Below are 13233 nucleotides of genomic sequence, written 5' to 3'. Positions count from 1 at the left end.
GCCACGTCCCAGCCGGCGCGCGCCAGGCCGAGCGCGATGGCGCGGCCGATGCGGCGGCCGGCGCCGGTCACGAGCGCCACGGGCGCAACGTGTGCGCCGGCTGGAGTTTGTTCTGCTGTCGTCATGTGCTGTCTGAATGTCAAAATGGCGGCCCGGCGCGCCGATTCGCTACAATGCCGGTTATGTCCCTACCTGTCCCTACCAGTGACGCGCTGGCCGCGTCCCACGCCCTGCAGCACCTGATCGCCGCCGAAATCGCGCGCAACGACGGTGCCATTTCCTTCGCCCGCTACATGGAGCTGGCCCTGTACGCGCCCGGCCTGGGCTACTACAGCGGCGGCTCCGCCAAACTCGGCAAAGATGGCGATTTTACAACCGCGCCCGAGCTTACGCCGCTGTTCGGCGCCGCCGTGGCCCAGGCCGCAGCCGCTATTATCGCCCAAAGCGCGCCGCGGATCCTCGAATTCGGCGCCGGCACCGGCAAGCTGGCCTTCGACATCCTGACCGAGATGGCCGCCGCCGGCGTGGCGATCGAGCGTTATTTCATCGTCGAGCTGTCCGGCGAACTGCGCGCGCGCCAGCAGGACAAGCTGCGCGATTTCCCGCAGGTGGAGTGGCTGGACGAATTCCCCGACGCCTTCGACGGCGTGGTGGTCGGCAACGAGGTGCTCGACGCCATGCCGGTCCAGCTGATCACCAGGCACCCGGAAGGCTGGCAGGAACTGCGGGTGACGGTGCGCGACGGCCGCTTCGATTATCTCGAGGTCCCGGCCGGCCCCGAGCTGCTGGCGCAGATCGCGCTGCAGATCCAGGACCACGACAGCCTGCCGGTCGGCTACGTGACCGAGGTGCACGGCGTGGCCTGCGGCTTCATGGCGACGCTGGCACGAATGCTGCGCAACGGCCGCGCCAACGCCGCCTTCCTGTTCGACTACGGCTTCCCGGCGCACGAGTACTACCTGGAACAGCGCGCCACAGGCACCCTGATGTGCCATTACCGCCACCATGCGCACCCGGACCCGTTCTACTATCCGGGCCTGCAGGACATCACCGCCCACGTCGATTTCACGGCGATGGCGCTGGCCGCGCAGGAGGCGGGCGCCGACGTGCTGGCCTACCTGAACCAGGCCGGCTTCCTGATTGGCGCCGGCGCCGGCGAGCTGTTGTTGCGCACCGACCCGTCCGACGCGATGCGCTACCTGCCCCAGGCCAAGGCCTTGCAAAAGCTGTTGTCGCCGGCCGAGATGGGCGAGTTGTTCAAGGTGCTGGTGATCGGCAAGAACGTCGCCTTGCCGGACGCCATCGCCGCCCATGACCGCACCCACCGCCTGTAGATTAAATGTTACAGTGGTCAGAACAGCAAGGCCAAACCTTGTTTGATCGCTGGGTTACGGCGCGCCAGATCGGCTATGATGAATAACGCACGCTCGCCGGACAATTATTGGAACGATGGCAAAGATACACACTCACTATGACAACCTGAAGGTGTCGCGCATGGCGCCGCAGGAAGTCATACGTGCCGCCTACAAGGCGCTCAGTCAAAAATACCACCCGGACAAAAATCCGGGGGATGAGAAGGCTGCGCGCATCATGGCCATTCTCAACAGCGCCTACGACACCTTGTCCGACACCCAGCGCCGCAAGGAGCACGACGAATGGATCGCGGCCGAGGAATGGGAAATCGAATGGCTGGAGAGCACCCACCACGAGGACGGCCAGCGCGGCGACAAGCACCGCCACGACGGCGCGGAGCGGGCCTGGAGCCCGGAGCCGGTCGACGACCTGCCGCGTGCGCGCCGGCGCGGCGCGTGGAAGTGGTGGGGCGGCCTGGCGGCCAGCCTGATGGTGGGCTGGGTGGCCGGCGTGACCATGATGTCCGAAACGCAGGTGGTGTCGTCCGCGCTGGCGGCGGCGTGGGGCGGCAAGGCCGATAATGGCAGGGGCGCGCAAGCGCGTGCCGTGGCGCGCGATCCCAAGGCCGAGATGCGCGAGGCCTGGGCCGGCGCCCAGCCGTACTACCCGGAGGCCAACAGCAGCCGGCCGGCGGCGATCAAGGTGCAGGCGCTGTCGCAGGTGATACTGCCGAACGCCAGCGCCGATTGCGAAAGCGAAACCCAGACCCTGGTCGCGCCCAACGGCGAGCCGTGGCCAACGCAGTCCGGCTACATGACCGGCTTCCCGGTCGCCAACCGTGGCGACGACATGCAGCTGACGCTGGACAACGCCGGCAACGCGTCGGCGGTGTTCATCAAGATCTACGACACCGAGCGCCATTCCAACGTGCGCTACGCCTACGTGCAGGCGCACGACAAGCTGGTGGTCGACAAGCTCGCCAACGGCAAATACGAGATCCGCTACCAGAACCTGGACGTGGGCGCCAACCAGAGCGGCTGCGCGCCCGCCAGCCGCACAGCGGCGGCCAAGGCGGAGCCGGCGCCGGTCAACAATTAGTACCTAGAACTCTTCCCACTCCGAATTCAGATCGGCCTTGGGCTTGGCGGTCTTGGTTGCCGGCTTCGCGGCCGGACGGGCTGCCGGCTTGGCTTCCGCCGGTTTGCCGGCTGGCGCCAGCCGTGGCGCCGTGGCGGCCGCCTTGGCGACGGCCGGACGGGCCGCCGCTGCCGGCCTGGCCACCGGCGCCGCGTAACTGCTATCGAGCTTGAACACGCTGACCGAGGCCGACAGCGTGGCCGCCTCGTCCTGCATGCTTTGCGCGGCCGCTGCCGCCTGCTCCACCAGCGCGGCGTTCTGCTGCGTCATCTCGTCCATCTGCGAGATCGCCTCGTTGACCTGCTCGATGCCCATGCTCTGTTCCTGGCTGGCCGAGGTGATCTCCGCCATGATGTCGGCCACCTGCTGCACCGAGGTGACGATCAGGCCCATGGTCTGGCCGGCCTCGTCCACCACGGCGCTGCCGCCGTCCACCTTCTCCACCGAATCGTCGATCAGCACCTTGATTTCCTTGGCCGCCGTGGCCGAGCGCTGCGCCAGGCTGCGCACCTCCGACGCCACCACCGCGAAGCCGCGCCCCTGCTCGCCGGCGCGCGCCGCTTCTACCGCCGCGTTGAGCGCCAGGATGTTGGTCTGGAAGGCGATGCCGTCGATCACGCCGATGATGTCGACGATCTTGCTGGAGCTGGCCTTGATCGAGCCCATGGTGTCGACCACCTGGGCCACCAGCTCGCCGCCGCGCGTGGCCACCGACGATGCCGAGATCACCAGCTGGTTGGCCTGGCGCGCGTTGTCGGCGTTCTGCTTGACGGTGGAGGTCAGCTCCTCCATGGTGCTGGCGGTTTCCTCCAGCGAGCTGGCCTGCGACTCGGTGCGGCCCGACAGGTCCATATTGCCGCTGGCGATTTCGGCCGAGGCGCGGTTGATGGTGGTGGTGCTGCTGCGTACCTCGTGCACGGTGCGCGCCAGGCTGGTGTTCATGTGCTGCAGCGCCTCCAGCAGCTCGCCCGTCTCGTCGCTGGCGCGCGCCTCGATGTGGGTGCTCAGGTCGCCGGCCGCGACCGACTTGGCGATCGCCACCGCCTCCTCCAGCGGGCCGGTGATCGAGGCCGTGATCCACACCGCCAGCGCGGCCGAGACGATCAGCGCCACCACGCCCAGCACGATCATCATGGTGCGCGAGAAGTCGATGTGGCCGGTGGCGACCTTGCCGCCGTCCTCGATGTCGGTCTTCTGCTGCTTGACCATGGCGCCGGTCAGCTCCTCAAGCGTGTCGAGCGCCGGGAAGGCTTCGCGGTTCATCAGCTCGGACGCCTTGTCGCGATCGTCCGCCTCGACCAGGTCGGCCACCTTCAGGAAGGCCGTGTTGTAGGTGGCGCGCGCGGCCTGGATCTTGGCCAGCAGCGCCTTCTCGTCGGGCGTCTCGGTCAGCTGGCCCAGCGTGGCCAGCGCGGCGTCGATGGTCTTCTTGTCCTGGTCGATCTTCTCATAGCTCTTGGCGCGCTGGGCCTTGTCGGTGATGACGAACAGGGCCAGCACGCGGCGCGCGTCCTCGCGCGCGGCGGCGTCGATGGTGGCGGCGGCCGAGGCGCTCGGCCAGTCGCGCTCGACGATGCCCTTGGCGCTCTGGCTGATGGCGCCGAAGCGGCCGATGGCGGTCGCTATCATGATGAGCATCAGCAGCACCAGCACGCCGAAGCCGGCGCCGAGGCGGGTTTTGATTTTGAAGTTGGTCAGGTTCATGGGGCGGGCAGGTTAAGGGGTCAGCTGGCGGCGGCGACGTCGGTCAGGCCCATCTCGTCGCTCGACATCAGCTTGTCGATGTCGACCAGGATCAGCATGCGTTCGTCGATGGTGCCCAGGCCGATCATGTAGTCGGAGTTGAAGGCCGTGCCCATCTCCGGCGCCGGCTTGACCTGGTCGGGCATGAGCGTGGTCACGTCCGACACCGAGTCCACCACCATGCCCACCACGCGCCCGCCGATGTTGAGGATGATGACCACGGTGAACTGGTCGTACACCGGCTCGCCGAGCTTGAACTTGATGCGCATGTCGACCACGGGGATGATGATGCCGCGCAGGTTGATCACGCCCTTGATGAACTCGGGCGCGTTGGCGATGCGGGTGACCGCCTCATAGCCGCGGATCTCCTGCACCTTGAGGATGTCGATGCCGTATTCCTCGGCGCCAAGGGTGAAGGCGAGGAACTCGCGTCCGGCGATGTCCGATGCGTTTTCTTGCATGATGGTGGTCCTTGAAATATTGATCTGATCGCGATATCGCCTTGGTCGGCGACCGCGCCGCAATCCTTACAATGACGGCGCTAGCGTATCAGGTTCGCGGCCCGCTGACGAGCGCGGCAAAGCCCGGCATGGGCGAAAAACGCACGCCTGTTGCTATCAATTTCGAAGGGGGTTGTCACAGGGGGGGAATCTGATTATGCTAGGACTAAGACAGCCACGGGCTTAGCGCCAGGAGATGTGATGACCGATTCCAACGCCGCAGACGACAACTGGCTGATCCAGGAAGACGAGGAGCCGGCGCCAGTTGACGGAACGGGGTCGCCGGAACAGCGCCTGTGGCGGGTGCTCATTGTCGACGACGACGTCGACGTGCACGCGGTCACGCGGCTGGCGCTGCGCAACGTCTCGTTCAAGGGCCGCGAGCTCGAGCTGTTCTCGGCCTACAGCGGGCGCGAGGCCTACGAGTTCCTGCGCGACACGCCCGACATCGCGCTGGTGCTGCTGGACGTGGTGATGGAAACCGACGACGCCGGCCTGCTGCTGGCGCGCCGCATCCGCGAGGAGCTGCACAACGCCATCGTGCGCGTGGTGCTGCGCACCGGCCAGCCGGGCCAGGCGCCCGAGCAGCGCGTCATCATCGAATACGACATCAACGACTACAAGGCCAAGACCGAGCTGACCACGCAGAAGCTGTTCACCACGGTGATCTCGGCGCTGCGCGCGTACGAGAGCCTGAACATGCTCGAGCGCAGCCGCATCGGCCTGGGCAAGATCCTGGCCGGCGCCACCAACCTGTACCAGATTCATTCGCTGCGCGAGTTCGCCTCGGGCGTGCTCAACCAGGTGAGCGCCATCCTCGACGTCGGCGCCGACGGCGTGCTGTGCCTGATGCAGGGCGACACCGGCGTCACCAGCGTGGTGGCGGCCACCGGCGGCTACGCGGCGCTGGGCGAGTCCGAGCTGATGCCGGCCAGCCATCCGCTGTGGCCGACCATCGCCAAGGCCTTCGCGGAAAAGAAGAGCCAGTTCGAGCATCCGGCCAATGTGTTGTTCATCCACACGCAGGAAAACCGCGAGGTGGCCATTTCGGTCACGCCGCCGTGGCCGCTGGCGCAGATCCAGCGCGACCTGCTGGAGGTGTTCTGCCAGCGCATCGCGGCCGCGTTCGACAACCTGTACATGTTCGGCCAGCTGCGCAAGGCGCAGGAGGCCACCGTGGTGGCGCTGGCCGACCTGGCCGAGTTCCGCGACAGCGGCACCGGCGGCCATGTGCGGCGCGTGCAGATGCTGTCGACCTCGCTGGCCCAGCGGATGGCCGCGCGCGGCGTGTATGCCGACGAGCTCACGCCGCAGCTGCTGGAGATGATCGGCCTGGCCAGCATCCTGCACGACGTCGGCAAGGTCGCCACGCCGGACCACATCCTGCTCAAGCCGGGCATCCACACGCCCGAGGAACGGGCCGAGATGCAGACCCACGCGGCGGTCGGCAAGTCCATCCTGGAGCGCGCCGCCAATATGGTCGACGGCGTCAGCTACCTGACCTACGGCGCCGAGATCGCCGGCGGCCACCACGAGCACTTCGACGGCAACGGCTATCCCAACCAGCTGGTGGGGCGCGCGATCCCGGTGTCGGCCCGCATCGTCGCCGTGGTCGACGTGTTCGATTCGCTGCTGCACGAGCGCCCGTACAAGGATCCGTGGCCGCACACCGAGGTGATGACCTACATCACCGAGCGCTCCGGCAAGCAGTTCGACCCCGAGGTGGTGGCCGCGCTGCTGGACCTGATCGAGCGCGACCCCACCATCGGCCACACGCCGGACTAGGACCAGGCAGGGCCGGCGCGGGCGCGCGGCCGGACGCCAGGAGTGAGCCATGCCATCGAATCCGCATCCGTCCGACAGCGAAGCGCGCCCGGTGCGCGGCGCGCTGCTGAAAAAGCTCAGCGGCGACGAGGGCATGTTCGCGCTGGGCGCCTCGGTGGCGCGGGTGGTGCAGCTGGCCGATTCCGACGACCAGGGCACGCAGAGCCTGGCCTACTACGTGCTGTCGGACGTGGCGCTGACGCAGAAGGTGCTGCGGCTGGCCAACACGCCGACCTACCGCGCGGCCGGCGGCACTGCCGTCACCACCATCTCGCGCGCGATTTCCCTGCTCGGCTTCGACAACGTCAAGACCACGGCCATGGCCATGCTGCTGGTCGACACGCTGGCCAACAGCAAGCATGCGCACAGCGTGCGCATCGAGCTGGAGGCGGCGCTGTGCGCCAGCCTGGTGGGACGCGAGATGGCGCGCCTGAGCGTCTACCAGGGCGCCGAGGAGGCCGCCATCGGCGCGCTGTTCAAGAACATCGGCGCGCTGGTGGTGGCCTCGCACGAGCACGCGCTGTTCCGCGAGATCGGCGTGCTGGCGGCGGCCGGCAAGGTGACCGAGGCGCAGGCCGCGCTGCAGGTGCTTGGCTGCAGCTACGACAGCCTGTCGGCCGCCATCCTGCATGAATGGAAGATCCCGGAGGTGATCGTGCGCGCGCTGGCGCCGCTGCCGCCGGGCCCGTGCAAGCCGGCCGCCGGCCGCCAGGAGTGGATGCGGCAGGTGGTGTCGTTCAGCATGGAGACCGCGCGGCTGCTGGCGCGCCGCCTGCGCGCCGACAGCGCCGAGGGCAGGGCGCTGGAGCAGCGCTACGGCGCCGCGCTCAACCTGGACCAGGAGCGCCTGGCGCAGCTGTTCGCCACCGTCTCGCGCGACATGGACAGCCTGCTCGAGAGCCTGCAGATGGGCGTGCAGGCCGATCCCGGCGACGGCCCCGGCCTGCCGGGCGTGCTGGCGCAGGCGGCGATGGGCGCGGGCGAGGCGCCGCAGGGCAGCCATCCAAGCGGCAAGCCGTACAACGCGCGCGAGCTGCTGCTGGCCGGAGTGCAGGAGGTGACGCAGATGCGCGCCGGCGGCCACGGCAAGGTCAACGACATCATCCAGGCGGTGCTGGAGACGCTGTACCGCGGCATGGGCTTCCGCTTCGCCACCGTGTGCCTGAAGGACGTGCGCAGCGGCCAGTACCGGGCGCGGGTGGCGTTCGGCGAGCGCCACGTGGAGCGCCAGGCCGGCTTCGTGTTTCCGTCCGCCACCGGCGACGACCTGTTCCACCTGGCGATGCAGAACAACGCCGACCTGATGATCGCCGACGCCAGCGCGCCCAAGATCCGCGCGCTGCTGCCGGAGTGGCACCGCAAGCTGCTGCCGGACGCGCGCAGCTTCATCGTGCTGCCGCTGGTGGTCAACTCGGTGCAGCTGGGCCTGTTCTACGCGGACCGCGCGCTGCCGGCGCCGGAGGGCGTGCCGCCCGACGAGACTTCGCTGATCCGCGCGCTCAAGGGCCAGGTGCTGGTGGCGCTCACGCCGGGCTGAGGTCGACGTCGGCGGCGCTCTCGTCGCGCACCATGGCCTCGAACTGCGCCACCGGCATCGGCCGCGCGTACAGGTAGCCCTGCGCCTCGTCGCACTGCTTGGCGTTGAGGAAGTCGCGCTGGGCCAGCGTCTCGACGCCCTCGGCCACCACGCCCAGCCCCAGCGAATGCGCCAGCGCGATGGTGGCGGCCACGATCACGGCGTCGTCCGGATCGCTCTCGATGTCCTTGACGAAGCCGCGGTCGATCTTGATGCGGTCGATCTCGAACAGCTTCAGGTAGCTCAGCGAGGAATAGCCGGTGCCGAAGTCGTCGATCGCCACCTTGATGCCGCGCGAGCGCAGCTCGACCAGCAGCGCGCGGCTGCGTTCCGGATCCTGCATCGCGGCCGACTCGGTGATCTCCAGCTCCAGCAGGGCCGGGTCGATGCCGTGCGCGGCCAGCAGGCGGTCCAGCAGCGGCAGCAGGCCGGCGCCGTGGCACTGGCGCGCCGACAGGTTGACCGCCAGCCGCAGGTGCGCCAGCTCCGGCGTGCGCCACGAGGCCAGCAGGCGGGCGGCGCGCTGCAGCACCCAGTCGCCCAGCGGCAGGATCAGGCCGGACTCCTCGGCGATCGGGATGAAGCGGTCCGGCCCCACCATGCCCAGCTCGGGATGGTGCCAGCGCAGCAGCGCCTCGGCGCCGATGATGCGCCCGCTCGCCAGCTCGACCTGCGGCTGCAGGTACAGCTCGAACTCGTTGTGCTCGAGCGCCTGCCACAGGCGGTTCTCCAGCATCAGGCGCTCGTGGGTGGCGCTGTTCATCTCGGCCGAGAAGAACTGGAAGTTGCCGCGGCCCTGGCTCTTGGCCGCGTACATGGCGGTGTCGGCGTGGCGCAGCAGCGTGCTGCCGTCCTCGCCGTCGGACGGGAACATGGCGACGCCGACGCTGGCGCCGCTGTGCACGGTCTTGCCCTCCAGGTGGTAGGGCGCGCCCAGCGATTCGACGATGCGCACCGCGATGTTGGAGGCCTCGTCCGGCGTCACGCTGCCGGAGGTGACCACGATGAACTCGTCGCCGCCCAGGCGGGCGATGGTGTCGACCTCGCGCAGCAGCTCCTGCAGGCGCTGCGCCACCGCCACCAGCAGCAGGTCGCCGGTCTGGTGGCCGTGGGTGTCGTTGATCTTCTTGAAGTGGTCGAGGTCGATGAACAGCACGGCCGCCGCGCCGCCCGCGCGGCGGGTCTGGGCCAGCAGCTGGTCCAGCCGCAGGTTCAGCGACAGGCGGTTGTCCAGGCCGGTCAGCGTGTCGTGGTGGGCCAGGCGGTGGATGCGCTCCTGCGCCATCTGCTGCGCGGTCAGGTCGTGCAGGATGGCGACGAACAGGTGCTCGTCCGGCAGCTCGACCTCGCTCACCGACATCGCCAGCGGGAACTCGTTGCCGTCGCTGCGCCAGCCGGTCAGCTCGTATTCGTGGGTGACGCCGCAGGCGATCATGCGCAGCAGGCCGGCCGCGTCCAGGCCGGCGGCCTCGCCCACGCCGACCGGGATCAGGCGGTCCAGCGGCAGCGCCGTCATGTTCTCCGGCGCGTAGCCGAACAGGCGGCCGGCCGCGGCGTTGGCCGACATCAGCAGGCCGTCGCCGTCGATGGTGAGGATGGCGTCGGCCGCCTTGTTCAGGATCGCTTGCAGCCTGGCCTCGCGCTCGCGCAGGCGCGAGGTGCTGTCCTTGACCTGGGCCTGGATGCGGGCGCGCTCGCCGCTGATCAGCATCATCAGCGTGCCCAGCAGGCCGGTCAGCAGCAGGCCGCAGATCAGCACCGTCCAGCTTTGCCAGCCGCGCTGCTGGCGCAGGTATTCCGGCGTCGGCGCCAAGGTCAGCTCGTAGATGCGGCCGCCGAAGTGCAGCTGGCGCTGGAAGTCGCCCGGCCCGGCGGCGCGATGCAGGCTGTCGCGCACCGTGTGGCGCGGACCGTCGTCGTCCATGTCCTCGAAGCGCATCAGGAAGTGGCCGAACTCGGAGCGCTTGAGCGCCTGGTCCAGGTAGGCGTCGAACTGCATGGAGATCAGCAGCGAGCCGATGGCCTGGTGGCGGTTGTTGTTGGGGTAGACCGTCTGCAGCAGCAGCAGGCCGGCGCCGGCCTGAATGCGCAGCAGCTGCAGTGGCTCGGTGGCGGTGGGCTGGCCGGACTGGATGGCGCGCTCGAGCGCGGCGCGGCGCGGCGGATCGGACAGGAAGTCCTGGCCCTGGAACACGCGGTTGTTGGCCGGCTCGATGTAGGTGGCGGCGAAGTAGCGCTCGCGCGGGGCGGCCACCGCCAGGGCGTCGCCGGGGCCGCGATCGCGGATCGCGAAGTCGGGCGCCACCTGGGCCCGGCCCCAGGCCTCGAAGGCGGCGCGTTCGCCGCCGGCCACCGGCGTCAGCCAGGCCATCGACAGCAGCTCGGGGCGCTGGTCCAGGTAGCCGTGCGCCAGGTTGCCGAAGTCTTCGGCGCTGAGCACGCGGCGCGGATCGTTGAGGGCCTTGGCCATCGCGTAGATGAAGCGCTCGTGTTCGCTGAACTGGGCCTGCAGCAGGTCGCCGGTCTGCTGCGCCTTGAGGCGGAAGGTCTGCATCTGTTGGTTGTTTTCCCAGCGGTCGGCCTGCAGGTAGATGGCGATGAAGGCGGCCGCCGACAGCAGCAGCGGCAGGCCGACCAGCAGGCGGCGGCGCGACCACAGCGCGCGCGGGCGGCCGATGACGATCCAGGTCAGCGGCGCGGCCAGCAGGATGCCGATGGTGTCGCCCATCCACCAGGCCAGCCAGTCGAACGCGACGGTGTCCCAGCTCAGGATGCCGAGCGCGGTCATGCCGGTCAGCGCGACGGTGCTGTTGATGACGGTGACGCCGGCCGCCAGCATGACGAAGCGCACCACGTCGCGGCCGGAACCGATGGCCGGGTCGATATAGCGGCGGAACAGGGCGCTGCCGCCCCAGGCCTGCAGCAGGGCGCCCAGCGCGGGGAAGCAGGCGCCGGCGAATGCCGTGGCGCTGACGCCGCCGGGGCTGAGGAAGGGATAGACCAGGTTGACCGCCAGCGAGCCGAGCGCCACGGCCGGCAACAGGCGGGCGCCGCCGATCACGCAGCTGGCCAGCGCCAGGCCGGCCGGCAGGAAGATCGGCGAGGCGTAGCCGGGCGGCAGCGCCAACAGCAGGCCGAGGCGGCCGGCGACGAAGTAACAGGCCAACAGGCCCAGATTGGCCAGCACCAGGCTGCGCAAACTACCGCTACGGTTGTTCAACTGCGGGGCTCCAGGTCTTAGTATTGTCAGACGATTGTATAGGATTTCGTGCAACGTAAAAACAACACTTGCACTTTTGCAGTTGGTGCAGTTAAAATCTCGCCCCGAAGCAGACGGTTCATCCGCACAGCGTGAAATAGGCAGTAAAAAAACGCGATGCAGGGTTGACAGGTCAAAGAAGTTGCTTCATACTCTGCGGTTCCTCGCGGAGGGGTGGCCGAGTGGTTAAAGGCGACAGACTGTAAATCTGTTCTTTCGAGTACGCTGGTTCGAATCCAGCCCCCTCCACCAAGTTTTTGCAAGAAGACTGGGTATGCAAGAAGTTACGCAAGTAGATGAAGTAAGAATTGAACAATCCTCGCGGGTGTAGCTCAATGGTAGAGCAGAAGCCTTCCAAGCTTACGACGAGGGTTCGATTCCCTTCACCCGCTCCAGTGTTGTTGCAATGCAGATGTACCCCATAAGCCCTTGTAGCTCAGTGGTAGAGCACTCCCTTGGTAAGGGAGAGGCCACGTGTTCAATCCACGTCAAGGGCACCAGAATTCGCAGTATCCCGCAGCACCGGCAGCATATTTAATACGCAGCACTATCAAAGACAGTCGGGCGCTAGCCCAGGCAATCACACCAAATCGTTAGGAGTCTAAAATGGCAAAAGAGAAATTCGAGCGGACCAAGCCGCACGTTAACGTCGGCACCATCGGCCACGTCGACCACGGCAAGACCACCCTGACCGCTGCGATCGCAACTGTTCTGTCGAAGAAATTCGGCGGCGAAGCTAAAGCATACGACCAGATCGATGCTGCTCCAGAAGAAAAAGCACGCGGCATCACCATCAACACCGCTCACGTCGAATACGAAACCGCTGGCCGTCACTACGCTCACGTTGACTGCCCAGGCCACGCCGACTACATCAAAAACATGATCACCGGCGCAGCGCAGATGGACGGCGCGATCCTGGTTTGCTCCGCAGCTGACGGCCCAATGCCACAGACCCGCGAGCACATCCTGCTGGCCCGTCAAGTTGGCGTTCCATACATCATCGTGTTCCTGAACAAGTGCGACCTGGTCGACGACGCAGAATTGCTGGAACTGGTTGAAATGGAAGTGCGCGAGTTGCTGTCGAAGTACGACTTCCCAGGCGACGACCTGCCGATCGTTAAAGGTTCGGCCCGTATGGCGCTGGACGGCGACACCGGCCCAATGGGCGAGCAAGCCATCATGGCCTTGGCTGAAGCACTGGATTCGTACATCCCTACGCCAGAGCGCGCAGTGGACGGCGCCTTCCTGATGCCAGTGGAAGACGTGTTCTCGATCTCGGGTCGCGGTACCGTTGTGACCGGTCGTATCGAGCGCGGCATCATCAAAGTCGGCGAAGAGATCGAAATCGTCGGCATCAAAGATACCGTCAAAACCACTTGCACCGGCGTGGAAATGTTCCGCAAGCTGCTGGACCAAGGTCAAGCTGGCGACAACGTTGGTCTGCTGCTGCGCGGCACCAAGCGTGAAGACGTGGAACGTGGTCAAGTTCTGGCCAAGCCAGGCTCGATCAAGCCACACAACCACTTCACCGGCGAGATCTATGTTCTGTCGAAAGACGAAGGCGGCCGTCACACCCCGTTCTTCAACAACTATCGTCCACAGTTCTACTTCCGTACGACTGACGTGACCGGTTCGATCGAACTGCCAGCGGACAAAGAAATGGTTATGCCAGGCGATAACGTGTCGATCACCGTCAAGCTGATCAACCCGATCGCGATGGAAGAAGGTCTGCGCTTCGCAATCCGCGAAGGTGGCCGTACCGTTGGTGCAGGTGTTGTAGCGAAGATCATCGCTTAAGGAATACTGGTAATACCACCAGGGGCGTCTCTGGTGGTATAATC

Annotated in this window: 8 protein-coding genes, 3 tRNA genes and 1 pseudogene; 8 read left to right on the top strand and 4 right to left on the bottom strand. The window is 67.0% G+C overall.

The window, feature by feature from the left end:
* A pseudogene (locus GTP90_RS37065) lies at positions 1-125 on the bottom strand (SDR family oxidoreductase); the annotation flags it as partial.
* 57 nt (positions 126-182) lie between these two features.
* On the opposite strand from GTP90_RS37065, the gene GTP90_RS22020 reads away from it, so the two are divergent.
* Positions 183-1334, top strand: a complete 1152-nt coding sequence (locus GTP90_RS22020; RefSeq protein WP_161085542.1) for a class I SAM-dependent methyltransferase — start codon at positions 183-185, stop codon at positions 1332-1334.
* Between the two features lie 115 nt (positions 1335-1449).
* Positions 1450-2451, top strand: coding sequence for a J domain-containing protein (locus tag GTP90_RS22015; RefSeq protein WP_161085541.1), 1002 nt, complete (start codon positions 1450-1452; stop codon positions 2449-2451).
* A 3-nt stretch (positions 2452-2454) separates the two neighbouring features.
* Here GTP90_RS22015 and GTP90_RS22010 read toward each other — a convergent pair whose 3' ends face one another.
* Positions 2455-4194 (bottom strand): methyl-accepting chemotaxis protein, encoded by a 1740-nt coding sequence (locus GTP90_RS22010; protein ID WP_161085540.1) that lies wholly within the window; start codon positions 4192-4194, stop codon positions 2455-2457.
* Positions 4195-4214: 20 nt separating this feature from the next.
* Positions 4215-4694, bottom strand: coding sequence for a chemotaxis protein CheW (locus GTP90_RS22005; RefSeq protein ID WP_161085539.1), 480 nt, complete (start codon positions 4692-4694; stop codon positions 4215-4217).
* 240 nt (positions 4695-4934) lie between these two features.
* Here GTP90_RS22005 and GTP90_RS22000 point away from each other — a divergent pair, with 240 nt between their 5' ends.
* Positions 4935-6518, top strand: a complete 1584-nt coding sequence (locus tag GTP90_RS22000; protein WP_161085538.1) for a DUF3369 domain-containing protein — start codon at positions 4935-4937, stop codon at positions 6516-6518.
* Positions 6519-6567: 49 nt separating this feature from the next.
* On the top strand, positions 6568-8094 hold the full coding sequence (locus GTP90_RS21995; RefSeq protein ID WP_161085537.1) for an HDOD domain-containing protein: 1527 nt from the start codon (positions 6568-6570) through the stop codon (positions 8092-8094).
* Here the strand turns inward: GTP90_RS21995 and GTP90_RS21990 are convergent.
* Positions 8081-11353 (bottom strand): EAL domain-containing protein, encoded by a 3273-nt coding sequence (locus tag GTP90_RS21990; protein WP_161085536.1) that lies wholly within the window; start codon positions 11351-11353, stop codon positions 8081-8083. The two genes, GTP90_RS21995 and GTP90_RS21990, sit on opposite strands and share 14 nt — an antisense overlap.
* A 207-nt stretch (positions 11354-11560) precedes the next feature.
* Here GTP90_RS21990 and GTP90_RS21985 point away from each other — a divergent pair.
* The 4 genes from GTP90_RS21985 to tuf all read left to right on the top strand — a co-directional run bounded on the left by GTP90_RS21985 (position 11561) and on the right by tuf (position 13189).
* Positions 11561-11644 (top strand) — tRNA-Tyr (locus GTP90_RS21985).
* Between the two features lie 69 nt (positions 11645-11713).
* Positions 11714-11787: transfer RNA gene (locus GTP90_RS21980), tRNA-Gly, on the top strand.
* 30 nt (positions 11788-11817) lie between these two features.
* A tRNA-Thr gene (locus tag GTP90_RS21975) sits at positions 11818-11892 on the top strand.
* Between the two features lie 106 nt (positions 11893-11998).
* The gene (gene tuf, locus GTP90_RS21970) at positions 11999-13189 is read left to right on the top strand and encodes an elongation factor Tu (RefSeq protein ID WP_117012690.1); all 1191 of its coding nucleotides are present in this window, start codon (positions 11999-12001) and stop codon (positions 13187-13189) included.
* The last annotated feature ends 44 nt before the right edge of the window (positions 13190-13233 follow it).

Origin of the sequence: Duganella vulcania (genome assembly GCF_009857655.1) — a bacterium.
Classification (GTDB): domain Bacteria; phylum Pseudomonadota; class Gammaproteobacteria; order Burkholderiales; family Burkholderiaceae_D; genus Rugamonas; species Rugamonas vulcania.
This window is presented reverse-complemented; position numbering and strand designations above follow the sequence as displayed.

Coding starts and splice junctions, on each gene's coding strand:
- GTP90_RS22020 (WP_161085542.1), top strand. CDS start 183: ATGTCCCTACCTGTCCCTACCAGTGACGCGCTGGCCGCGTCCCACGCC.
- GTP90_RS22010 (WP_161085540.1), bottom strand. CDS start 4,194: ATGAACCTGACCAACTTCAAAATCAAAACCCGCCTCGGCGCCGGCTTC.
- GTP90_RS22005 (WP_161085539.1), bottom strand. CDS start 4,694: ATGCAAGAAAACGCATCGGACATCGCCGGACGCGAGTTCCTCGCCTTC.
- tuf (WP_117012690.1), top strand. CDS start 11,999: ATGGCAAAAGAGAAATTCGAGCGGACCAAGCCGCACGTTAACGTCGGC.
- GTP90_RS22000 (WP_161085538.1), top strand. CDS start 4,935: ATGACCGATTCCAACGCCGCAGACGACAACTGGCTGATCCAGGAAGAC.
- GTP90_RS22015 (WP_161085541.1), top strand. CDS start 1,450: ATGGCAAAGATACACACTCACTATGACAACCTGAAGGTGTCGCGCATG.
- GTP90_RS21995 (WP_161085537.1), top strand. CDS start 6,568: ATGCCATCGAATCCGCATCCGTCCGACAGCGAAGCGCGCCCGGTGCGC.